This window comes from Paraburkholderia ribeironis (assembly GCF_900019265.1).
In the GTDB taxonomy this organism is placed as follows: domain Bacteria; phylum Pseudomonadota; class Gammaproteobacteria; order Burkholderiales; family Burkholderiaceae; genus Paraburkholderia; species Paraburkholderia ribeironis.
The window spans coordinates 90,748-113,721 of sequence record NZ_CYGX02000037.1 but is presented as its reverse complement, the minus strand read 5'-3'; the positions used below and the strand labels follow the sequence as shown (position 1 = coordinate 113,721).

The 22,974-nt window shown below is 64.3% G+C and carries 22 protein-coding genes and 1 pseudogene; 8 read left to right on the top strand and 15 right to left on the bottom strand.

The window, feature by feature from the left end; all coding sequences use genetic code 11:
• Positions 1-53: 53 nt before the first annotated feature.
• From BN2475_RS17535 to BN2475_RS17525, 3 genes and pseudogenes are all read right to left on the bottom strand, one after another.
• Positions 54-497 (bottom strand): annotated as a pseudogene (locus tag BN2475_RS17535) (tRNA 2-thiocytidine biosynthesis protein TtcA); the annotation flags it as partial.
• 3 nt (positions 498-500) lie between these two features.
• Positions 501-896 carry a dihydroneopterin aldolase gene (locus BN2475_RS17530; protein WP_094780767.1) on the bottom strand — a complete coding sequence of 132 codons (396 nt, stop codon included), beginning with the start codon at positions 894-896 and terminating at the stop codon, positions 501-503.
• A 46-nt stretch (positions 897-942) separates the two neighbouring features.
• Positions 943-1,761, bottom strand: a complete 819-nt coding sequence (locus BN2475_RS17525; protein WP_094780766.1) for an SDR family oxidoreductase — start codon at positions 1,759-1,761, stop codon at positions 943-945.
• 13 nt (positions 1,762-1,774) lie between these two features.
• On the opposite strand from BN2475_RS17525, the gene BN2475_RS17520 reads away from it, so the two are divergent.
• Positions 1,775-2,974, top strand: coding sequence for a class I SAM-dependent methyltransferase (locus BN2475_RS17520; RefSeq protein WP_094780765.1), 1,200 nt, complete (start codon positions 1,775-1,777; stop codon positions 2,972-2,974).
• Between the two features lie 31 nt (positions 2,975-3,005).
• Positions 3,006-3,200: a DUF2905 domain-containing protein gene (locus tag BN2475_RS17515; RefSeq protein WP_094780764.1), complete on the top strand. Its 195-nt coding sequence runs from the start codon at positions 3,006-3,008 to the stop codon at positions 3,198-3,200.
• 64 nt (positions 3,201-3,264) lie between these two features.
• On the opposite strand, the gene BN2475_RS17510 is transcribed toward BN2475_RS17515, so the two are convergent.
• The 4 genes from BN2475_RS17510 to BN2475_RS17495 all read right to left on the bottom strand — a co-directional run bounded on the left by BN2475_RS17510 (position 3,265) and on the right by BN2475_RS17495 (position 8,189).
• Complete coding sequence (locus BN2475_RS17510) at positions 3,265-4,497, bottom strand: multifunctional CCA addition/repair protein (RefSeq protein WP_094780763.1); 1,233 nt, start codon at positions 4,495-4,497, stop codon at positions 3,265-3,267.
• Positions 4,494-5,147, bottom strand: coding sequence for a glutathione S-transferase family protein (locus BN2475_RS17505; RefSeq protein ID WP_094780762.1), 654 nt, complete (start codon positions 5,145-5,147; stop codon positions 4,494-4,496). The genes BN2475_RS17510 and BN2475_RS17505 overlap by 4 nt, the downstream gene beginning before the upstream one ends.
• 39 nt (positions 5,148-5,186) lie before the next feature.
• A complete protein-coding gene (locus tag BN2475_RS17500; RefSeq protein WP_094780761.1) occupies positions 5,187-6,140 on the bottom strand; it encodes a complex I NDUFA9 subunit family protein in 954 nt (317 codons plus the stop codon).
• Between the two features lie 81 nt (positions 6,141-6,221).
• Positions 6,222-8,189 (bottom strand): lytic transglycosylase domain-containing protein, encoded by a 1,968-nt coding sequence (locus BN2475_RS17495; protein ID WP_094780760.1) that lies wholly within the window; start codon positions 8,187-8,189, stop codon positions 6,222-6,224.
• Between the two features lie 77 nt (positions 8,190-8,266).
• Here BN2475_RS17495 and BN2475_RS17490 point away from each other — a divergent pair, with 77 nt between their 5' ends.
• A complete protein-coding gene (locus BN2475_RS17490; protein WP_245841361.1) occupies positions 8,267-8,809 on the top strand; it encodes a 5-formyltetrahydrofolate cyclo-ligase in 543 nt (180 codons plus the stop codon).
• Positions 8,810-8,848: 39 nt separating this feature from the next.
• On the opposite strand, the gene BN2475_RS17485 is transcribed toward BN2475_RS17490, so the two are convergent.
• Complete coding sequence (locus tag BN2475_RS17485; RefSeq protein ID WP_094780759.1) at positions 8,849-9,361, bottom strand: winged helix DNA-binding protein; 513 nt, start codon at positions 9,359-9,361, stop codon at positions 8,849-8,851.
• A gap of 208 nt (positions 9,362-9,569) precedes the next feature.
• Between BN2475_RS17485 and pxpB the strand changes: the two genes are divergently transcribed.
• The 5 genes from pxpB to BN2475_RS17460 all read left to right on the top strand — a co-directional run bounded on the left by pxpB (position 9,570) and on the right by BN2475_RS17460 (position 14,008).
• Positions 9,570-10,223, top strand: a complete 654-nt coding sequence (gene pxpB / locus BN2475_RS17480; RefSeq protein ID WP_094780758.1) for a 5-oxoprolinase subunit PxpB — start codon at positions 9,570-9,572, stop codon at positions 10,221-10,223.
• A complete protein-coding gene (locus BN2475_RS17475; RefSeq protein ID WP_094780757.1) occupies positions 10,220-11,272 on the top strand; it encodes a 5-oxoprolinase subunit C family protein in 1,053 nt (350 codons plus the stop codon). The genes pxpB and BN2475_RS17475 overlap by 4 nt, the downstream gene beginning before the upstream one ends.
• 19 nt (positions 11,273-11,291) lie before the next feature.
• Positions 11,292-12,044 carry a 5-oxoprolinase subunit PxpA gene (gene pxpA, locus BN2475_RS17470; RefSeq protein ID WP_094780756.1) on the top strand — a complete coding sequence of 251 codons (753 nt, stop codon included), beginning with the start codon at positions 11,292-11,294 and terminating at the stop codon, positions 12,042-12,044.
• Positions 12,045-12,308: 264 nt separating this feature from the next.
• Positions 12,309-13,055: a DUF969 domain-containing protein gene (locus tag BN2475_RS17465; protein ID WP_094780776.1), complete on the top strand. Its 747-nt coding sequence runs from the start codon at positions 12,309-12,311 to the stop codon at positions 13,053-13,055.
• Positions 13,052-14,008 (top strand): DUF979 domain-containing protein, encoded by a 957-nt coding sequence (locus BN2475_RS17460; RefSeq protein ID WP_094780755.1) that lies wholly within the window; start codon positions 13,052-13,054, stop codon positions 14,006-14,008. Before BN2475_RS17465 ends, BN2475_RS17460 begins: the two co-directional genes overlap by 4 nt.
• A 58-nt stretch (positions 14,009-14,066) precedes the next feature.
• On the opposite strand, the gene BN2475_RS17455 is transcribed toward BN2475_RS17460, so the two are convergent.
• From BN2475_RS17455 to BN2475_RS17425, 7 genes are all read right to left on the bottom strand, one after another.
• On the bottom strand, positions 14,067-15,218 hold the full coding sequence (locus BN2475_RS17455; protein ID WP_094780754.1) for a TraB/GumN family protein: 1,152 nt from the start codon (positions 15,216-15,218) through the stop codon (positions 14,067-14,069).
• Positions 15,211-16,236, bottom strand: a complete 1,026-nt coding sequence (locus BN2475_RS17450; RefSeq protein WP_094780753.1) for a peptide ABC transporter ATP-binding protein — start codon at positions 16,234-16,236, stop codon at positions 15,211-15,213. The genes BN2475_RS17455 and BN2475_RS17450 overlap by 8 nt, the downstream gene beginning before the upstream one ends.
• Positions 16,233-17,237, bottom strand: coding sequence for an ABC transporter ATP-binding protein (locus BN2475_RS17445; protein ID WP_094780752.1), 1,005 nt, complete (start codon positions 17,235-17,237; stop codon positions 16,233-16,235). The genes BN2475_RS17450 and BN2475_RS17445 overlap by 4 nt, the downstream gene beginning before the upstream one ends.
• 1 nt (position 17,238) lies before the next feature.
• On the bottom strand, positions 17,239-18,156 hold the full coding sequence (locus BN2475_RS17440; RefSeq protein WP_094780751.1) for an ABC transporter permease subunit: 918 nt from the start codon (positions 18,154-18,156) through the stop codon (positions 17,239-17,241).
• Between the two features lie 89 nt (positions 18,157-18,245).
• Complete coding sequence (locus tag BN2475_RS17435; RefSeq protein WP_094780750.1) at positions 18,246-19,256, bottom strand: ABC transporter permease subunit; 1,011 nt, start codon at positions 19,254-19,256, stop codon at positions 18,246-18,248.
• A gap of 159 nt (positions 19,257-19,415) precedes the next feature.
• Positions 19,416-21,044, bottom strand: coding sequence for an ABC transporter substrate-binding protein (locus BN2475_RS17430; protein ID WP_094780749.1), 1,629 nt, complete (start codon positions 21,042-21,044; stop codon positions 19,416-19,418).
• 206 nt (positions 21,045-21,250) lie between these two features.
• Entirely contained in the window at positions 21,251-22,894 is a 1,644-nt protein-coding gene (locus BN2475_RS17425; protein ID WP_094780748.1) for an ABC transporter substrate-binding protein, read from the bottom strand.
• Positions 22,895-22,974: the final 80 nt, after the last annotated feature.

Sequence of the window (22,974 nt, the reverse complement as noted above, 5' to 3'; positions counted from 1 at the left end):
CGTGGAGGTATGCACATTCATGCGGCCGATGGCAGGCATCGAATAAACCTAAACGGCACCAGCCGCTTGACGATGCTGTAGGTGTCCTGATTCTCGATGTGAAACGGAATGTCGAGCTGCTCAAGGTACTCGGGCAGCACGTGCTCGGGGAAGCCCGGCTGCTTCTGGTCGAGGTTCACCGCGACGATGTCGAAGTCGATCGGCGCGCGTTCGCGCAGCCGCATCAGGATGTCGAGCATCGCGTAGCTGTCCTTGCCGCCTGACAGGCAAACCATCACCTTGTCGCCGTCCTCGATCATGTTGAAGTCGCCGATCGCCTGGCCGACCTGGCGTGCGAGGCGCTTGAACAGCTTGTTGTTCTCGTACGCTTCCTTCTGCTCGCGGCGCGTGAGCGGCGAGCGGGCCTTGTCGTTGGCCTGCTCGCTGGCTTGCCCGGCTTGCGTGAGTTCAGTGGCCTCGGCGGCCACGGCGTGGTTCAGGATTTCCGGCGCGTTCATGACTCAGTCCTCCTTGATGCGGAAGACTTCGACGCCCACGGCGTCGCAGTCGGGATACACGTCCGGCTTCTCGGTCGACACGCTCGCGGCCCGCACTTGCGGATGCTCGAGCATGGTCCTGACGAGGTCGTCGCACAGCGTTTCCTGCAAGTGGATATGGCCTTGCTCGACGCGGCGCGCAATGGTGGAGCGCATGAAGTCGTAGTCGACGACTTCGTGCAGCTTGTCCTGAACCGGCGTGGATAGCGCGAGCGGCACGAACAGTTCGACGTTGATCACGACGCGCTGTTCGCCGCGCTTTTCGAAGTCGTGCACGCCGATGTTGATGTGCACTTCGTAATTGCGCAGAAAGAGCCGGCGGCAATCGGCGAGCCGGGGATGCGAAAGAGCGGCAAACATGTTCGTTCCAGTCGAAAAAAGCGTGCGTGGCACGCAAAGGGGCGCTTCAGGCGCCCGTCAAAAACATTACGTCGCGCGGCAGCGGCACGAGATGCTGCCCGCCGTCGACCACCAGCGTCGTTCCCGTGACGCCGGTTGCATCCGCGAGATACAGCGCGGCGGCGACAATATCCTCGGGACGCGACGCGCGACCCAAAGGCGTGGCACGGTGAGCGGCTTCAAAACCATCCTGCGTCTGATCGGCGGATTGCAGCGTCAGGCCTGGCGCGAGCCCGACCACCCGCAGCTTCGGCGCCAACGCCTGCGCCAGCGCGACCGTGGCGGTCTGCAACGCCGCCTTCGACAGCGTATACGACAGGTAATCCGGATTCATGTTGTACAGCTTCTGATCCAGCACATTGATAACCACGCCCCGCTGACTTTCGTCGGTGCACGCGGTGTCCGGCGTCGCGTCGAACAGCATGCGCGCCAGCACCAGCGGCGCGCCGAGATTCATCGCGGTCAGCTTCAGCAGCAGCTCGTAGCCGACGTTGCGCGCCGTGTCCTCCTCGAAACGCGAAGCGTTGTTGACGATACACACCGGCCGGCCCAGCGCGGCGCTACAGGCCGGCAACAGCCGCTCGACCTGCGCCTCGTCGCCCAATTCCGCGTGCAGCGCAACCGCGCGGCGGCCTAGCGCGGCGATTTGCGCCACTACCTCGTCGGCTTCTTCGCGCGAGCCACCGTAGTGGACCGCTACGTCCCAGCCACGCGCGGCAAAGCCGAGCGCGAGCGCGCGCCCGATACGGCGGGCGGCGCCGGTAATCAGCACGACGCGCGGCGCGTCAGGCGTGCGGGGGGCGGCGGTGTCCAGAGAGACGGTCATTTACAATGCGGGGATGAATCCGAAAGCTCACCAACCCGATAGTTTACCTGCTCCCGGCCCGAGCGCGCTCGCGCAGTCCGCGGCGCTGGTCGCGCTGATCCGCGCGGAGCTCGACAGCGCCGGCGGCTGGCTGCCGTTCGACCGCTACATGGAGCGCGCGCTTTACGCGCCGGGACTCGGCTATTACAGCGGTGGCGCGCGCAAATTCGGACTACGCGGCGACGACGGCAGCGACTTCGTCACCGCGCCGGAGCTATCGCCGCTGTTCGCCGCCACGCTCGCGCGCCCGGTGGCCGAGGCGCTGCAGACAAGCGGCACGCGCGACGTGATGGAGTTCGGCGCCGGCACCGGCAAGCTGGCCGCCGGATTGCTCAACGCGCTCGAAACGCTGGGCAGCGAGTTCGACAGCTACTCGATCGTGGATCTGTCGGCCGAGTTGCGCGAGCGTCAACGCGAGACGATCGAGGCCGCCGCGCCGGCGCTGGCCGCGAAGGTACGCTGGCTGGACGCATTGCCGGAGCGGTTCGACGGCGTGGTGATCGGCAACGAGGTGCTGGACGCGATGCCCGTGCGGCTTTTCGCATCGACCGGCGGCGCCTGGCATGAGCGCGGCGTGGTCTGGCGCGATGGAGCGTTCGCGTTCGACGACCGTCCGGTGTCGGCGCAAGCGGACCTTGCATTGCTCGCGGAGATTGCGGAAATCGACAGCGCAGGTGGCGACTACGTGACCGAAACGCACGAAGCCGCCAGCGCGTTCACGCGCACCATTTGCACGATGCTTGCCCGCGGGGCGGCCTTCCTGATCGACTATGGTTTTCCGCAGCACGAGTACTACCATGCGCAGCGCGCGCAAGGCACGCTGATGTGCCACTACCGGCATCGCGCGCATGGCGATCCGTTCCTCTACCCGGGGTTGCAGGACATTACCGCCCACGTGGAATTTACCGGCATCGCGCAAGCCGGCGTGGAGACGGGCGCGGACTTGCTGGGCTTCACGTCGCAAGCGCGGTTTTTGCTGAATGCGGGGATCACCGAGGCGTTGTCCGCCATCGATCCTGCCGACACCGCGCGGTTCCTGCCCGCGGCGAATGCGGTGCAGAAGCTGTTGTCCGAGGCGGAGATGGGCGAGCTGTTCAAGGTAATCGCTTTTTCGCGCGGACTGGATGACACGCTGCAGGCGTTTGCCAGCGGCGACCGTTCGCATACGCTGTGATTTTTTGCCCTACTGACGCGAGGAACTCGCGATGATCCGCTGGCTGTTGACCACGTTCGTTGCGACGGCGGTGTTGTCGTCCTGCTGGCCGTGGCTCAGAAAGATCGGCATTGGGCGGTTGCCCGGCGACGTGACGCTGCACCTGTTCGGTCGGGAGTATCCGTTTCCGTTCATGTCGACACTGGTGTTGTCGATGCTGCTATCGCTTTTGGTGAGGGTGCTGTAAGCGCCGCCTGCCTCCGGCCACGGCGGCATGCGCCGCGCCAGAGGCAAGCACACACCTTGCTGCGTCAACCGAGCGCCGCTTCCACCGCGCGCACGCGCTCCTGATGAACGGCGTCCTTGATGCCAGCGGGCGCATCGGCCAGCCGTTGCGCCACCGCCCCAGCATCGACGCCACGCGCGGCGACCAGCGCCACTCTGAGCCGCTCAGCCTGCGGATACTCGCTCATCTCGAAGCCGAGCCGGCCACGCGCATCGGCCTCGCAAGCCTGCAGGGCTTCGGCAAAGCGCGCCGGCTTACGGATCGCATCGCTGCGCTCGATCAATCTCACCAGCGCGGCAGCCCCCATCTCCATCACACGATGAATGTTGCCGTGCTCGCGCGCCACCAGCTGCGCAAGGTCGCGGCAGTCGTTCGGCACCCGCAGCCGTTCGCATAGCGGCTTCAACAGATCCACACTGCGCCCCTCGTGGCCGATATGTCGGGGCAGCAGGTCTTCGGGTGTGGTGGCCTTGCCCAGGTCGTGCGTCAGCGCGGCAAACCGGACCGGCAACGCGTAGCCCTGCTGTGCGGCATGATCGACGACCATCATCACGTGCACGCCGGTATCGACCTCGGGGTGATAGTCGGCCCGCTGCGGCACGCCAAACAGCGCGTCGATCTCCGGCAGAATCCGCGCGAGGGCGCCGCATTCGCGTAGTACGTCGAACATCCGCGAAGGCTTCTTCTCCATCAGGCCGCGCGACACTTCCTGCCATACGCGTTCGGCGACCAGCGCATCCACTTCGCCATCAGCGACCATCTTGCGCATCAGCGTCTGCGTCTGCGGCGCCACCGTGAAATCGACGAACCGCGCCGCGAAGCGCGCAATCCGCAAGATCCGCACGGGGTCTTCGAGAAACGCGTCGCTGACGTGGCGGAAAAGCCGCGACTGCAAGTCGGCCTGACCGTTGAACGGGTCGAGCACCGGCCCGGTCAACTCGCCGTCTGGGCGCACTTCGCGCGCCATCGCGTTGATCGTCAGGTCGCGGCGCGCGAGATCCTCCTCCAGCGTGACGTCCGGCGCATAGAAAAACTGGAAGCCGTGATAGCCCGCCGCCGTCTTGCGCTCGGTGCGCGCGAGCGCGTACTCCTCATGCGTGTGCCGATGCAGGAACACCGGAAAGTCCTTGCCCACCGGACGATAGCCTTGCGCCACCATCTGCTCCGGCGTCGCACCGACCACCACGTAATCGCGGTCCTGCACCGGCACGCCCAACAGTTCGTCGCGGATCGCGCCGCCTACCGCGTAGATCTTCATGGGCATACGTCTTGGTAGGCAATCGCGTGGGTTTCCTGCTGCGCGGCGTCGATCCATGCTGTTACCGCCGGCAACGCGGTGAGCCGCTCGACGTAGCCCGACGCGGTGGCGGACAACGCCGGCCGCCAGGTGTTGAAGCGCATCGCCACTGGCGCATACATCGCGTCGGCAATGCAGAACTCGCCAAACAGGAAAGGGCCGCCATACGTGTCGAGGCAGTCGCGCCAGATCGCCTCGATCCGCGCGATATCGGCCAGCGCGCCCGGCGTCGCGTTCTTGCCCGGAAACGACGCGCGAATGTTCATCCACATGTTCGAGCGCAATTCACCGAAGCCCGAATGCATCTCGGCACTCACGCTGCGCGCGTGTGCGCGCGCCACCGCGTCGCGCGGCCACAGCGCATGCTGCGCAAAGCGCTCGGCCAGCGTCTCGGCGATCGCCAGCGAGTCCCACGTGGCCCGGCCCGCATCGTCGATCAGGCACGGCACCTTGCCCGGCCCGCGCGGCGCGTGCGCGAGGATCGCCGCGGTCGTACCGGGTTCATAGAGGTGGATCAGCACCTCTTCAAAAGGGATGCCGAAATGCTTCAGCAGCAGCCATGGACGCATCGACCACGACGAATAGTTCTTGTCACCAATCAGCAGTTTCATGCTTCGTATGAATGGGCAGTGAGAAAGTGAGGAAGGGGTTCAGCGGCCCGCGCTGGCGCGGAACGTATCGAAGCGCGAACGCGACGACGCGCCCGTCAGATACACAGGTGCGATCGCTTCGATGCTGGTCGGCTCGATGCCGAGTTCAGGCGCAAGCGGCCCGCTCAACACGTTGTCGACTTTCATCGAATCCAGATTGTCGCGCGAGATCACCGGCTCGCCGGGCGCCATTTCGAAGGTCAGCGCCTGCAGGCGCGCCAACGCGTCCGGCAGACGGATGATGCTGGCATGCTTGCCGATCACGCTACCGCAATACGCGACGAGGTCTTCGAGCGTATAGACGGTCGGGCCGCCCAGCTCATAGGTCCGGCGGCTCGCAGCATCGAGATCGAGCACGTTGACGATCGCCTTCGCCACGTCGTCGACATACACCGGCTGGAATTTCGCATCCGGCATGGCGAGCGGAATCACCGGGAACATGCGCTGCAGGAACGCGAACTTGTTGAGGAAGCGGTCTTCGGGACCAAACACCACGGACGGACGAAAGATCGTCCACGCGACGTTCGCCGCGTGCACCGCTTTCTCGCCGTCGCCCTTCGAGCGCGCGTACATGCTCGGGCCGTTCACATCGGCGCCGAGCGCGCTGATGTGAATCAGCCGATGCACGCCCTTGCCTTCGCAAGCTGCGACGATTCGGGTCGGCAGCTCGACATGCACTCGCGCAAATTCCGGGCCGTAGGGCCTGGCGCGTTTGCCATTGAGGGTACCCACCAGACTGATCACGCAATCGGCGCCTTCGACGAAACGCGCAAGCTGTACCGGATCGAACACGTCGGCTTCGATCACGTCGATGGGCAGCATGGAGAGATGGCGCGCGTTGTAGCGCCGCCGTGTGGCGATGCGCACGTCCTTGCCGAGTTCGACGAGCGCGTTGACGAGGTGGCTGCCGATAAATCCAGAACCACCGATGATCGCAATGGCTTGATGTCGCATTTTCGACTCCCTGGTGGAAGCCGTGGCAACGGCTGGCGTGGCGCGCCGCGGCCTCGGAGCGAGGCGGCGGCGGCACGGCGCTTACGGTGCGATATAACCCAGACGCGCCTTCAGCGATTGCGGACGGCCTTCGAACAACGCCGCGTAGTAGACCGTATTGGACAGCACGTTCTTGACGTAGTCGCGGGTTTCCTGGAACGGAATCGCCTCGGCGAAGATCGCGCCTTCGACCGGATGCTGCAGCGACTGCCGCCAGTTGCGCGGGCGCCCCGGGCCAGCGTTATAGCCTGCCGTGGCGAGCACGGCGGACCCGTCGAACTGATTGTAGATCATCGACAGATAGTTCGTGCCGAGCAGAATGTTGGTGTTGATGTCGTTCATCTGCTCGCGCGAAAGCGGGCCGAGGCCGATCTTTTTCGCGACCAGTTGTGCGGTGCCCGGCATCAGTTGCATCAACCCGCCCGCGCCGACTTCCGAGCGCGCGTTGATGATGAAGCGCGACTCCTGGCGAATCAACCCGTACGCCCATTCCACATCGAGCCCGCTCGATTGCGCATCGCGCTCGACGATATCGCGAAACGGCGACAGATAACGCAGCGAGAAATCGTGCTCGCTCTTCGTGCGGTCCGCGGTGTTCACGGTGCGGTCATACAGCTGGATACGGCGCGCGTATTCGGCGACCGCGAGCAGTTGCCGGTCGGTCATATTGCGCAGCGGCCAGTTCCATTCGCGATTGCCTTCGAGCCGCAGATTCAGCGCATAGAAACGCTGCGCCAGATCGAAGCCCGGCGTGTTGCCGGCCTGTTGAATTTCGGCGTCGGTCACCGTGGTTTTCGGCGGCACGGTGATCTTCTGGCCAAGTTCCTCGGCGGCCAGCTGGCCGTAGAAGTTGTAGCCCTGCGCAATCGATTCGAATTCCTGATTGGCCGTGCTGGTTTCGCCCGCCTGCTTGAGCGCGCGCGCATGCCAGTACACCCACGACGGCTGGTTACGCAGCGTCTCCGGCATCTGTTCGATCGACCAGCGCACCATGTTCCAGTCGCCGGCCAGAAGCGCGGTGCGGGTGCGCCATTCGTACGCGGGGTTCGACAGCGGCGCATTCACCGACAGCCGGTACCAGTCCACCGCGCTCGGCATCTGCTTCGCGGCGGCCTGATAGGCAATCGTGCCCCAGCCGATCGCACGCTCGGGCGAATTCAGCGACGGCGCCACTGAAGCGAACGTGGCCGCAGCCATCGCCGGATCGTTGCGCGCCATCCGCGTGATCGCCAGCAACGCCAGTTGATGCGACTGCGCATCCGCACCGACGCCACGCGCCAGCAACAACGGCGGCGTGTCCGCCGCCTGGCTGAACAGCACCGGGTCGGGCGCCTGGTCGCCGAGCGCATCGACCAACTTGCTGCCCGTGCTGGTGTTGTTCTGCTCGTACGCGAGACGGATCTGCTGCCAGATGTCGTCGGCGCTGAACTGGTGGTGGATGCCCAGCACCGTGATCAGATCGACACAGCCGTCACCGTACGATTTCGGATCGACCAGCAGCGCGCGTGCCGCGTCGGCGACGTTTTCACCGCGCGACGCACGCGATTCGAGCGCGTAACACTTTACCTGGGTATCGTCGTTCAGCACGAAGCGAGCGTATTGCTGATCGAAGTTGCGCCAGTCGTGACGCGTGCCGAGCACGGTGAGGTAGTCGTTGCGCAGGCGGTCGGCGATCGCCTCGCCGTCGTACTTCTGCAGGAACGCGAGCACCGGCGCATCTGGCGCATCGACCCGCGCATGACCGGTCGAATCGAACAGTTGCGGCTTGAGCTGGAAGTACTCCAGATACGAAGGCGCGGGATAGTTCGGGATCATGCTCGCCAGTTGAGCCGCACGCGCCGCGTCGTTGTTGCGGGCGGCTTCGCGTAACTGGACGAAGGTCTGGTCGTCGTTGGTAAGCTGCGAAAGGGGAAGTGGCTTGACAGCCGAGGCGGTGCTGCACGCGACGAGTGCCGCCGCAGCAAGCGCCAGACCGGCCGCGCGATATACTCGGTAAAGGCGTTTTGACATCGTTGTTTCTGGAGCGCGAATTGGACCCAAGCATAGCACGCAACCCTGACCCGGCAGCGAAAAAGGCGCTGCGTCGAATGCTATTGGAAGCAAGGCTGCAAGCGGCTTCCGAGCCGGCGCACAATGCCGCGCTCGGGCGTCGCGTGCTCGATGCGTTAAAGCGCTATGACGTAGACCACGTGGGATTCTACTGGCCCCTCGCGGGCGAATTCGACGCGCGCCCCGCGATCTCGATCTGGCTGGCGGCCAATGCGCGGCGCGAGGCCAGTTTGCCGGTCATCAAGGAACGTGGCACGCCACTCGAATTCCATGCATGGACGCCCGATACGCTGATGAAAATCGGTCATCACAAGATCGCCGAGCCGACCTCGGGGCAAGTGGTGATTCCGGGCCTGCTGTTGGTGCCCTGCGTCGGCTTCGATGCCAACGGCTACCGGCTCGGCTATGGCGGCGGCTACTATGACCGCACGCTGGCCGCGTGGCCGGGCGCGCACAAGCCCATCACCGTCGGCATCGCGTACGAAGCGTGCCACACGCACGCGTTGCAATGCGAAGCCCACGACATCCCGCTCGACCTGATCGTCACCGAAGCCGGGTTCTATCCGGGCCCGTCGCGCTGAGCGGCCGGCGCCGCACTCGCCGCCGCACCCATCGCGCGGTTATAGAGACGCTGCCGCTCGCGCCGCCGTGTCGTACAGGCCGGACGCGTTGCGCATCAGCTGCGCCGCCTCGCCGATCTGCTCATTGGTCAGACCGCTTTCCTTCAGCGTCGAAATCAGGCAGCTCTCGCGCACGTCGCGATACTTCAGACACAGCTCGCGGCCCGCTTCAGTGACCGAGAAAAACACTTCCTTGCCGGTCTTTTCGCTTTTTACATACCCTCTAGCTACGAGCTTCTTCAGTGCGTACGTGGCGACGTGCGTGTCTTCGATGTTCAGCACGAAGCAGATGTCCGCCAGTTTCTTGCGACGCTCGCGATGGCTGACGTGGTGCAGCAACGACACTTCGATGGCGGTCATGTCCTTGTCGCCGGCCGCCGACATGCAGCGCACCATCCATCGGTTGAAGGCATTGCCCGCCATGATCAGCGCGTACTCGAGTTCGGACAGTTCCGCGCTGGTCTCGGACACGAGATGTTCCGAGGAGACGATCTTGGTGGGATGGCGCGGCATGGCAGGAACTCTCGTGGCACAGGATAAGAAAGTGTCGGAAGTGTACGACGAGCGGCCGACGCCGGGGGAGCCTGGCAAAAACTCTTATTTATAAATTGTTGATATTTTATTGATAATGTACGCTTCGAACACCGCGTACCGATCCCGACAACGGCCCCGGGGGGAAGCATGAATAGATCCGCCGACTCGACCAGGGCCGTCAAGCGATATGAGCCAACCTAGAATCTTTCCGCTCGGCGACGCCGCGCTTGTCTGCGAAATGCCGCCGCCGGCCACACTGGAATGCCAGCGGCGCGTGTGGGCGGCGGCCGTTGCGGCGCGCGACTGGCCGCATGTGCTGGACGTCGTCCCGGGCATGAACAATCTGACGCTGGTCTTCGATCCGCTCGAAGCGGATCGCGAAGCGCTGGCCAAGCAACTGCTGGCGGCATGGGACACGGTCGGCGAAACGCCCGCGCCCGGCCGCGAAGTCGCCATTCCGGTGCAGTATGGCGGCGAGTTCGGCCCCGATCTGCAAGCGGTCGCCGACCACACCGGCCTGAGCGTGCGCGAGGTCGTGCAGCGTCACGCGCAAGGCGATTACGTGGTGTTCTTTCTCGGCTTCCAGCCGGGCTTCGCCTACATGGGCGGGCTCGACGCCGCGTTGCACACGCCGCGCCGCGCGTCGCCGCGGCTGGAAGTGCCGGCCGGTTCGGTCGGCATCGGCGGCGAACAGACCGGCATTTATCCGGCCGCCTCGCCGGGCGGCTGGCAGTTGATCGGCCGCACCGAACTGCCGCTCTTCGACCCGGCACGCCGCCCGCCCACGCTGTTGCAGCCCGGCGACCGGGTGCGCTTCACCATTGCGGGGATGCACGCATGATCGACGTGATTCGCGCGGGTCTCTTGACCACCATTCAGGATCTCGGCCGTCACGGTCACCGGCACCTGGGCGTCGCGATGGCTGGCGCGCTCGATCGTCTCGCGCTCGAAGTCGGTAACCGGCTGGTCGGCAACCGGCCCGACGCGGCCGGTCTGGAAATCAGCTTCGGCCCGACCGCGTTGCGTTTTCTGCGGGCGACGCGGGTCGCCATCACCGGCACCGAATTCGGCGCGACGCTCGACGGCAGGCCAGTCTATTCGTGGTGGAGCCTGCCGGTGCAGGCCGGCCAGGAACTGGTGCTGAACTCGGCGAAACGCGGCATGCGCGGCTATGTGTGCGTGGCGGGCGGCATCGACGTGCTGCCGATGCTCGGCTCGCGCAGCACCGATCTCGCCGGCCGCTTCGGCGGACTCGGCGGCCGCGCGCTGCGCGACGGCGACCGCCTGCCGGTCGGCGTGCCGCCACAGCGCGGCCGCGTCGGCTTCACGCCCGAGGCGCCGGAGTTCGGCGTGAAGGCGCCCAGCTGGTGCAAGTTCGTGCGGGTGCACGAGCCGCTGCGGCGCGGCCGCCACCCGTCGGGGGTGCCGTGGGCCGTGCCGATCCGCGTGCTGCGCGGCCCGGAGTACGACAGCTTCACCGACGCCGCGCACGAATCGTTCTGGTCCGATGAGTGGCTCGTCACGCCGAACAGCAACCGCATGGGTTATCGCCTCGCCGGCACGGAACTGGAGCGCACGCGCAAGACCGACCTGCTGTCACACGCGGTGCTGCCCGGCACCATCCAGGTGCCGCCGAACGGCCAGCCGATCGTGCTGATGAGCGATGCGCAAACCACCGGCGGTTATCCGAAGATCGGCGCGGTGATTCAGGCCGACCTGTGGAAGCTCGCGCAGGTTCGCCTGAACGCCGCCGTCCGCTTTATGCCGACGACGCCATATGAGGCGCGTCAGGCTTTGCTCGAAGAACGCACGTACTTGCGGCAGATCGATGCTGCGATCGCGATGCATGAAGAACGCTGCGCGCGCCAGTTGGCGATCGCGGTGCTGTGATACTCGGTAGGGGAACACCATGGAAATCGATTTGAACGCCGACCTCGGCGAAGGCTGCGGCTCCGACGAAGCGCTGCTCGATCTGGTCAGCTCGGCGAATATCGCATGCGGCTGGCATGCGGGCGGACCCAACGCGATGCGCGACTGCGTGCGTTGGGCGGTGCAAAAAGGCGTGTCGATCGGCGCGCATCCGAGCTTTAACGATCCGGAGAATTTCGGCCGCAAGGAAATGGATCTGCCGGCCGGCGAGATCTACGCGGGCGTGCTGTACCAGCTCGGCGCGCTGTCGGCGATCGCCCAGGCCGAGGGCGGGCGCATCGCGCACGTCAAGCCGCACGGCGCGCTGTACAACCAGGCCGCACGCGACGCGAAAATCGCCGACGCAATCGTCTCGGCGGTACATGATTTCGATCCGTCGGTCGCGGTGTTCGCGCTCGCCAACAGCGGTCTCGTGACCGCCGCGCGCAACGCGGGGCTGACCGCCATCGAAGAAGTGTTCGCCGACCGCGGCTATCGCGCCGACGGCTCGCTCGTGCCACGCAGTGAACCCGGCGCGCTGCTCGACGATGAAGACGAAGTGCTGCAGCGCACGCTCACGATGATCCGCGAGCAGCGCGTGCAGGCCGTCGACGGTCAATGGGTGCCGCTGAACGCGCAAACCATCTGCCTGCACGGCGATGGTCCGCATGCGCTGGCCTTCGCGCGACGCATCCGTGGCGCGCTGGAAGCGGCCGGCATCGAAGTCCATGCGGCCGGCGCGACCCGCGTCTGAGCGCCGGCACGGCCGCGAGCCAGACAGCGATTCAACTCCCTTGTCCCCTCTGACGCCCCGCCATCAGCGGGGCGTTTATCAGGTGCCGGACGCGTTGCAGTAGTCGCGCAGCAAATCAGCAGGTGCAGCAGCACGTGCAAGTGAATGCAGTTCACAGCAACGCGGCCGTCAAGAGCCGCGACAAGAAGACGGCGTATGTAACACGACGCCGGCCCACGTAAGCCGCCACCCGCGGCGAGGTTGAAACCCTGTTTGGAGATCCTGATGCAAACGACAGTCAGTCTATGGCCGCTCATTGGCGTGGCCGTCATCATCGTCGGCTTTTTATTGCGGTTCAATCCAATGCTGATCGTGGCGGTCGCCGCGATCGTCACGGGTCTGGCCGCTCACTTCCCGCCTGAAAAGATCCTAGCGTTGATCGGCACCGGCTTCATCAAGACGCGCAATATCCCGTTGATCATCCTGCTGCCGCTCGCCGTGATCGGTCTGCTCGAACGACACGGCCTGCGCGAGCGCGCACAGGCATGGATCAGCGGCATCAAGGCGGCCACCGCCGGGCGTCTGCTGATCGTCTATCTGCTGGTGCGCGAGTTGACTGCCGCGGTCGGCCTGACCGGGCTTGGCGGCCATCCGCAGATGGTGCGTCCGCTGATCGCGCCGATGGCCGAAGGCGCGGCTCAAACCCGCTTCGGCCAGATCAGCGACGCGGTGCGTTTCAGATTGCGCGCGTTCGCCGCCGCGACCGACAACGTCGGCCTGTTCTTCGGCGAGGACGTGTTCGTCGCGTTCGGTGCGATCGTGTTGATGACCACCTTCCTGAAGGAAGCGGGCATTGTCGTCGAGCCGATTCACGTCGCAGTGTGGGGCATTCCGACCGCGATCAGCGCATTCATCGTTCACGGGTTCCGCCTGTACCTGCTCGACCGCAAGCTCGAGCGTGAATTGCGCGGCAATGTCGACAGCGGCCCCGTCGCTGCTGCGCCTGTCCAATCCGCGGGAGACCAGGCATGACGTTCACAATGACCTATCTGTTCTGGCTGCTGGGTGCGGTGCTGCTGATCGTCGGCGGCATGATCGTCACGGACCGGGAGCACCCGCGCCGTTTCACCGCGGGCGGCTTCTGGATTCTCTACGCGCTCATCTTTCTGATCGGCGACCGCCTGCCGCCGGCCGTGATCGGCGTGGCCGTGATCGTGATGGCGCTGATCGCCGGCTTCGGCGGCGTCACCGCGGGCAAGCCCAAAACGCTGTCGCTCGACGCGCGCAAGGCGAGCGCCGCGCGTCTTCGCAACAAGCTGTTCGTGCCGGCCCTGACGATTCCGATCGTCACCGTCGTCATTACGTTGGCGGCCAGTCATCTGGTGTTCGGCGGCATGCCGCTGATCGAGAAGGCGAACGTCACGCTGATCGGCTTCGGCATTGGCTGTGTGATCGCGCTCGCGGTTGCCTGCGTGATCACGCGCGACACCGTAGGTCAGTCGATGAAAGAAGCGCGCCGGCTGGTCGACGCGTTGTCGTGGGCCGCGGTGCTGCCGCAGATGCTCGGCATGCTCGGCCTCGTGTTCTCGGATGCCGGCGTCGGCAAGGCCGTCGCGCACGTCACCACGTCCTACATCAGCCTCGACTACCGCTTCGTCGCGGTGGTCGTGTACTGCATCGGCATGGCGCTGTTCACGATGGTGATGGGCAATGGCTTCGCCGCGTTCCCGGTGATGACCGGCGGCGTCGGCGTGCCGATTCTGGTGGGCGTATTTCACGGCAATCCGGCCGTGATGGCCGCAATCGGCATGTTCTCCGGCTACTGCGGCACACTGATGACGCCGATGGCCGCGAACTACAACATGGTGCCGGCCGCGCTGCTGGAACTACCGGATAAAAATGCGGTGATCAAGGTGCAGGTTCCCACCGCGCTGACGTTGCTGGTCATCAACATCTTCCTGTTGAATTTCCTGATGTTCCGGTAGCACGCCGGCATTCGCCGACGGTGCTCATCAATGCATCGCAGACTGCGGCTGCGGTGCATCAACCCGCCTCGACCACGAACCCGTGCTGCCGCAAAACCTGCAGCACGCCTTTCGGCCCGCCCAGATGCAAGGCGCCGATCGCCACGAACAACGGCTTGTTCGGCGCGGCGAGCTGCAGCATCCGCGACACGAAGCGCCGGTTGCGTTCATAGACGATCCGGTTGTCGATCGAATCGGAGATGCGCTTGTCGCGGGCGAGATTTTCAGACTTCGCGGCTTGCCACGCGGCAATCGCGTCGGCATCGCCGACCTGCCACAAGCGATGCAACGCGCGCACGTCGGCGACGTTTTGCGCGGCCGTCTGCACCAGGTCCTGCGCGAGCATCTCGCGCTGCTGCGCAAGCGAAAGCCCGGTGAACGCGTGCATCTGTTGCGGCAACGTTTCGAGGCCGACGATCTTGCCGCGCGTCTTGAGATACACGTTCTGCAATTGCGCTTCCGTGCCGTACTCGGTCTGCAGGCCGGCGCTCAGCGAATCGTAGGTTTCGACCACCAGCGACGCGAGCCACGGCCGCATCTTCTTGATCGCCTCGAGCGCGGCGGGGTTGCCGCGCAGACGCAAAGCGAGCTTGTGCCACAGCGGGTCAGTCAGCAAACGGGGCAGACAGTCGTGCCGGCAGACGCCGTACTTCGACACATCGTCTTGCGAGACCAGCAGTTCGTCGGGCGAGAGTTCGAGCGCGAGCGTCGGCGACGCGGCCAGCGCGGCGAGGATGGGTGCGCGAAATGGCTGGTCGGCCGGATAGTCGGCTGGATCGCCGACATGCAGCGTGCCTAATACATAGATAGTGGTCGCGCCGCGCGTTGCGACATAGAACGGCATGCGCGCAGGCTGCGCGCGCACCGGACCGCCTGCGGTAGTGCCGGGTGTGGCCGGCGGCGGGTTGGGGCCCGGCAAGTTCGCGCGAGGCTGCGCTGGCACGCCGGGCACCGGTACTGCTGGGCGCCCGGCCTGGGCGGGTGTGTTAGCCGCCGCACCGGCCGCGTGTGCGACACCGAGCGGTTCGAGGCCGAAAAAAAAGATGCAACATACGCCGATGAGCGCGGCACCGGTGAGTGCACGCGCCCTCCAGCGCCACGCCAAAGCAGCACGGCGGCCGCCATCACGCAAGCGGCGCGCAAGACGACGCGCCGCCACCGCTTCAGGCATCCACGTCCCCTACCTCCTCGGCGCGGTGACATGAGACCTGACGGCCATCCACTTCACGCAGCTTCGGTACTTCGCTGCGGCAGCGGTCGATCGCATACGGGCAGCGCAGATGGAACGTGCAACCCGAAGGCGGATTCAATGGCGACGGCATTTCACCTTGCAGCTTGATCTTGATCGTGCGATCCGCTTCGAAGATCGAAGGCGTCGCCGACATCAGCGCACGCGTGTAGGGATGCCGCGGCTTCGAGAAGATGCGCTTCTTGTCGCCGAGTTCCGCCACGCCGCCGAAGTACATCACCATCACATCGTCGGCGATATGCTCGACTACCGACAGGTTGTGCGAGATGAACACGTAGCTGGTCTTGAACTCATCCTGCAGATCCATGAACAAATTCAGAATCTGCGCCTGGATCGACACGTCGAGTGCCGACACGGGTTCGTCGGCGACCACGATTTGCGGGTCGAGAATCATCGCACGCGCAATCGCCACACGTTGGCGCTGACCGCCGGAGAACATGTGCGGATAGCGCTTCGCATGCTCGGGACGCAGGCCGACGGTGCGCATCATCTGCGCGATCCGATCGGCGCGTTCGGTGGCGCTCAGTGGCGTGTTGATCGCGAGCGGCTCGCCGAGCGTCTGCTCGACCGTCTTGCGCGGATTGAGCGACGCAAACGGATTCTGAAACACCATTTGCACGCGCCGCCGCAGTGCCGCGATCTTCTCGCGGTCGGCGCCGGCCACGTCTTCGCCGTCGATCAACAGACGGCCCGCGCTCGGCGTTTCAATCATGGTCAGTTGACGCGCGAGCGTGGACTTGCCGCAACCGGATTCGCCGACCACCGCCAGCGTCTTGCCGCGCTCCAGCGCGAACGACACGCCGTTGAGCGCCTTCACCGTGCCATGCGCGAACATGCCGCGCTTGACCGTGTAGTAACGCGCGAGCTGCTCGGCGACCAGCACGTGATCGCCCGCGTGGCCCGCGTGGCCCGAGTGGCGCGTTTCGGGTACTGCGTTCATCGTGCGCCTCCACGGGTGTGAACGTTGGCGTCGCCGCTCAGGTTCAGGGGTTTGATGCAGCGCACGCGCGCCACTTCGACATGACCTTGCATCGGCGCGAGCGCGGGCCGCGCCTTCATGCAATCGTCCACCACGTACTTGCAGCGCGGTGCGAACAGACACCCTTTGGGCCGGTCGTCGCGGCCCGGCACCATGCCCGGCAACGCGGCGAGCCGCACCGCGCCGACGTTGTGCTCGGGAATCGCGGCCAGCAACGCTTCCGTGTAGGGGTGATGCGGCGCGGCGAAGATATCCGGCACGCGGTTGGTCTCGATCACCTCGCCAGCGTACATGACCGCGACGCGCTGCGCGACCTCGGACACCACCGCGAGATCGTGCGAGATCAGCACGAGCGCCATGCCGCGCTCCTTCTGCAGCTTGATCAGCAGCTCCATGATCTGCGCCTGGATCGTCACGTCGAGCGCGGTGGTCGGCTCATCGGCGATCAGCAGCTTCGGGTTGCAGGCAATCGCCATCGCGATCATCACGCGCTGGTTCATGCCGCCCGACATCTGATGTGGAAACGAGCCGATGCGGTTCTTCGCGTCGGGAATGCCGACCTGGTCGAGCAGTTCGAGTGCGCGTTTGTCGAGCGCGCTGCCGCGCAGGCCTTCGTGCAGTTTCAGCACTTCTTTGATCTGATAGCCGACCGTGTAGCTCGGATTCAGACTGGTGAGCGCGTCCTGGAACACCATCGCGATGTCTTTGCCGATGATCTTGCGGCGCTCCTTCGCCGATGCGTTCAGCAGGCTCTTGCCGTTGAAGGTGATTTCGTCGGCGGTGACTTTGCCCGGCGCGTCGATCAGACCCATCAGCGCCATCATCGTCACGCTCTTGCCCGAGCCCGATTCGCCGACCACGCCGACGACTTCGCCTGGTGCGATGTCGAGGTTGATTCGATCGACAGCGGGCAAGCCGCTGAAATTCACCGCGAGATTGCGGATGGTCAATAAGGTGCTCATATCAGGCCATCCGTTTGAGTTTGGGATCGAGGGCGTCGCGCAGCCCGTCGCCGAGCAGATTGATCGCGAGCACCGAGATCAGGATGGACAGACCCGGCATCGTGACGATCCACCACGCGCTATCGATGTAGTCGCGCGCCGAGGCCAGCATCGCGCCCCACTCCGCCGACGGCGGCTGCACGCCGAGCCCGAGAAAGCCGAGCGCGGCGGCGTCGAGAATCGCCGACGAAAAGCCCAGCGTGGCCTGCACGATCAGCGGCGCGGTGCAGTTCGGCAGCACTTGCGAGAACATCAGCCGCAATGTGCCGGCGCCCGCGACGCGCGAAGCCGTCACGTATTCCTTCTGCAACTCACCCTGCGCCGACGCACGTGTCAGACGCACGTAGCCGGGCAGCGCGACGATCGCGATCGCCAGCATCGTGTTGATGAGACCCGGGCCGATGATCGCGACCACCGCCACCGCGAGCAGCAACGACGGCAGCGCGAGCAGCACGTCCATGATGCGCATGATCGGCGTGTCGGCCCACTTCTCGAAGAACGCCGCGATCAGCCCGAGCACGACGCCCGGGATCAGCGCGAGCACCACCGACACGAAGCCGATCCAGAACGACAGCCGCGCGCCGTACATCAGACGCGAGAGGATGTCGCGGCCCGCTTCGTCGGTGCCGAGAATGAACTTCCAGTTACCGCCGTCGAGCCACGCGGGCGGAATCTTCACGGAGTCGCGGTATTGCTCGATCGGACTGTGCGGCGCGATCAACGGTGCGAAGATCGCGACGAAGATCAACACCAGCACGATGATGCCGGCGCTGACCGCGCCACGGTTGTGCGAGAAATTCGCCCAGAATTCGCGTGCCGCGATGGCACGGCCGCTCGGGGGTGTGACCGCCTGGGGGACGGTGTTTTGTATATCTGCCATTGCTTCATGCCTCCCGCAGAGCCGCCTCAAGGGAGGCATGCGCCCCCTCGGGGGGCAGCGAACACAAGTGAGCGTGGGGGTTCATAATTTCACCTCGTATGGCGGATGCGTGGATTGAGCACGCCGTACAACAGATCGACGACGAGGTTCACAACGATCACCAGTGTTGCGATCATCAGGATACCGCCCTGCACGACCGGATAGTCGCGCCGGCCGATCGCGTCGATCAGCCACTTGCCGATACCCGGCCACGAAAACAGCGTCTCGGTCAGCACCGCGCCCGCGAGCAGCGTGCCGACCTGCAGGCCGATCACCGTCACCACCGGAATCAGGGCATTGCGCAGCGCATGCACGACGATCACGCGCGCCGGCGACAAGCCCTTCGCACGCGCGGTGCGGATGTAATCCTCGCGCAGCACTTCGAGCATCGACGAGCGCGTCATGCGGGCGACGACCGCCAGCGGAATCGTACCGAGCACGATCGCGGGCAGGATCAGGTGGCTCAGCGCGGATTTGAGCGCGCCTTCGTCGGTGGACATCAGCGCGTCGATCATCATGAAGCCGGTCACGTGCGGAATGTCGTATTCGACCGCGATGCGGCCCGACACTGGCGTCCAGCCGAGCTTCACCGAGAACATCATGATGAGGATCAGCCCCCACCAGAAGATCGGCATCGAGTAGCCGGTCAGCGCGGTGCCCATCACGCCGTGATCGACCATCGTGCCGCGCCGCAGTGCAGCGAACACGCCAGCGGGCAAGCCGATGATCAGCGCGAACAGCATCGCGCAGACCGACAGTTCGACGGTGGCGGGAAAGCGCGCGAGGAATTCGCCCATCACGCTGGTGTTGGTGATGATCGAAGTACCGAGATCACCGCGCAGCGCACGTCCAATGTAATGGACATACTGCATCGGCAAGGGCTCGTCGAGTCCGAGCCGGTGCATCGCGGCGGCATGCATGGCGGGATCGACACCGCGCTCACCCATCATCACTTCGATGGGGTCGCCCGGTATCAGGTGAATCAGCGCGAACGCGAGGATCGTGATGCCGATGAAGGTCGGTATCACCATGCCGATGCGGCGCAAAACGAAGCGGAACATGGTTCGTCCCTATGGTCTTGGGTGAGAAAAAACGCAACCGGCGACGAGGGCTCGTGACCCCGGTCGCCGGACCATTTCGACCAGTTTTCTAACTGTGCAAAAAGCGTACTGCGTAAACGTTACTTGCGTTACGACTTGCGTTGCGGCTTGCTTGTCGAATTACTTGATGCTGACGCCGTCGAAACGCGCATAGCCGAGCGGTTCGATGCGCATGTCGACCACCTTCTTGCTGACCGGCTGGTAAACAGTCGAGTGCGCGACCGGCGAGAACGGCAGCTGCTGCGCGAAGACCTGTTGCGCTTCGCCGTAGATCTTCGTGCGCGCGGCGACGTCGGACGTCGTGCGGCCCTTCTGGACCAGCTCGTCGTACGGCTTGTAGCACCACTTCGAGAAGTTGTTGCCGTTGATCGCTTCGCAGCCGAGCAGCGTGCCGAGCCAGTTGTCCGGGTCGCCGTTGTCGCCGGTCCAGCCGATCGTCAATACGTCGTGCTCGCCCGCGTGTGCGCGCTTGATGTACTCGCCCCACTCGTACGTGACGATCTTCGCCTTCACGCCGATCTTCGCCCAGTCGGCCTGGATCATCTCGGCCATCAGACGCGCGTTCGGGTTATACGCGCGCTGCACCGGCATCGCCCACAGCGTGATGTCGAAGCCGTTCGACAAACCGGCCTTCGCGAGCAGCTCCTTCGCCTTGGCCGAATCGAACGACGCGGCCTTCAACCCCTTGAAGAACGACCACTGCGTCGGCGGCATCGGATTCGTCGCCAACTGGCCCGCGCCCTGGTAAACCGAGTCGATGATCGCCTTCTTGTTGATCGCCATGTCGAGCGCTTCACGCACTTCGACCTTGTCGAGCGGCTTGTGCGTCACGTTGTACGCGAGGTAGCCGAGGTTGAAGCCCGGCTGCGACGGCATGTCGATGTTCGGTTCGGCCTTCAGCGGCGCGATGTCGGCCGGACGCGGATAGCTCATCACCTGGCATTCGTCGCGCTTGATCTTCTGCACCCGCACGCCGGCATCCGGCGTGATCGAGAAGATCAGCTTCGAGATCTTCACCGCGTTCGGCTTCCAGTATTCCGGATTGCCGTCGAAGCGGATCGTCGCGTCTTTCGTGTAGCTGCGGAAGATGAACGGGCCCGTGCCGACCGGGAACTGATTGATGTCGGCGGCCTTGCCGGCCTTCAGCAGCTGGTCCGTATATTCAGCCGAGAGGATCGACGCGTATTCCATCGCCAGATTCTGGATGAACGGCGCGTTGACTTCCTTCAGCGTGAACTTGACCGTATAGGGATCGACCTTTTCGACGCCGGTGATCAGCTTGTCGAGACCCATGTCGGTGAAGTACGGGAACTGCACCGGGTAGGCCTTGCGAAACGGCTGGTTCGGGTCCAGCATGCGCTGGAACGTGAACACGACGTCGTCGGCGTTGAACTCGCGGGTCGGCTTGAAGAACGACGTAGTCTGGAATTTGACGCCATGGCGCAGATGGAACGTGTAGGTCTTGCCATCCGAAGAGACGTCCCACTTTTCCGCGAGACCCGGCTCGACCTTGGTGCCGCCGCGTTCGAATTCGACGAGCCGGTTATAAACGGTGAACGTGTTGGCCGTGAAATCGACACCCGTCGTATATTGGGCCGGATCGAAACCCGCGGGGCTGCCTTCTGAGCAGTACACGAGGGTCTTGTTCGGAATCTCAGCGCGCGCGCTGTTCGCACCCATCAGAGATGCCGCTGCAGCTGCGACGAGCGTCGTAACACGCGCGGCACGCAACAGACTGTTTTGCTTCATGTTTCCTCCTGGTTCGGGGCCGGCTCCCGCCGGCGTAGCGCGATCTTACTTGAGCTTGGTTGGGGGGAACAAGCGGAGGAAATTCCCTCTGTTGCCGATCGGAAACGCTTTGATCACCCTTCCGGCACCAAGTCAGCCGCACGACGGCCGGGGCCGGAGCGTGCGGCTATAGCGCGGGAGCCAAGCAAAAAAGCGGCCCGCCGCGCCTATTTCAGTCCGACATTCATGAATTGCGTCGGGCCGAACGGGTCGATCTTGAAGCCCTCGATGTTCTTGCTGATCGGCTGATAGACCGTGGAGTGGGCGATCGGCGTGAACGGCACCTGATCCTTGAAGATCTCCTGGGCCTGCGTATAAGCCTTGGTGCGCTCAGCCATATCGGTCGTGCCGCGGCCTTTCTTGATCAAGTCGTCGTAAGGCTTGTAGCACCACTTGGAAAAGTTACTGCCGTTGACCGCGTCGCAGCCCAGCAATACGCCGAGCCAGTTGTCGGGATCGCCGTAGTCGCCGGTCCAGCCTATCAGCATCGCTTCATGCTCGCCCGAATGGGCTCGGCGAATATATTCGCCCCATTCATAGGTGCCGATTTTCACCTTGACGCCGATCTTCGCCCAATCGGCCTGCAGCATTTCCGCCATCAGGCGCGCGTTCGGGTTATACGGCCGTTGAACCGGCATCGCCCACAGCGTCAGGTCGAAGCCGTCAGGATAACCCGCCTGCTTCAGTAGCGCTTTGGCTTTCTCGGTGTCGTAAGGGGCGTCTTTCAGGTTCTTGTCATAGCCCCATTGCGTCGGCGGCATCGGGTTGGTGGCCGCCTGGCCGGCGCCCTGATAGACCGATTCGATAATCGCCTTCTTGTTGATCGACATATCGAGCGCGCGGCGCACCAGCACGTTGTCGAGCGGCTTTTTAGTGGTGTTGTACGCGATATAGCCGAGGTTGAAACCCACCTGGCTCGGCATCGCCAGCGACGCCTCGGTTTTCACCGCTGGAATATCGGCGGGACGCGGGTACGACATCACCTGACATTCGCCGCGTTTCAGTTTCTGCAGACGCACGGCCGGATCGACGGTGATCGCGAAGATCAGCTTGCTGACCTTGACCACGCCCGGCTTCCAGTAATCGGGATTGCCGTCGAAACGAATCGTGTCGTCCTTCGTATAGCTGCGGAAAATGAACGGGCCGGTGCCAACCGGATACTGATTGATGTCCGACGCCTTGCCCGCTTTCAATAGCTGATCGGCATATTCGGCCGACAGGATCGACGCGAACGGCATGGCGATCTGCTGCAGGAACGGCGCGTCGACTTCCTTCAGTGTGAAGCGCACCGTGTACGGATCGACCTTCTCGATCTTCGCGATATTCTTTGCCAACCCGAGATCGTTGAAATACGGAAACGGCACTGCGTACGCCTTGCGGAACGGTTGCTCGGGATCAAGCATGCGCTGATAGGTGAAAACGACATCGTCAGCGTTGAAGTCGCGCGTCGGCTTGAAGAACGACGTGGTCTGGAATTTCACGCCGGGGCGCAGATGGAACGTGTAAGTCAGGCCGTCCGGCGACACGTCCCATTTTTCCGCGAGGCCCGGTTCGATATCGGTGCTGCCGTGTACGAACTCGATCAGCCGGTTGTAGACCGTGTACGAACCAGCGCTGAATTCGATGCTGGTCGTATATTGAGCGGTGTCGAAGCCTGCCGGACTGCCTTCGGAACAAAACACGATGGTTTTGTCGGGCAGCGTGGCCGCTTGCGCCGCGACGGGCGCCATGCCGCTCGTGGCGACCGCACAGGCGGCGAGCGTGGGCAGGCAGAACCGGGAAACCGCAAACAGCCTGTTTGACACTGTCATATCGTCCTCCGCAGAGCAGCCGGGTCAGCTGCGTTTCGATCATAGACAGCCCAAAAACGCGCTTCAACAGGGACTTACCA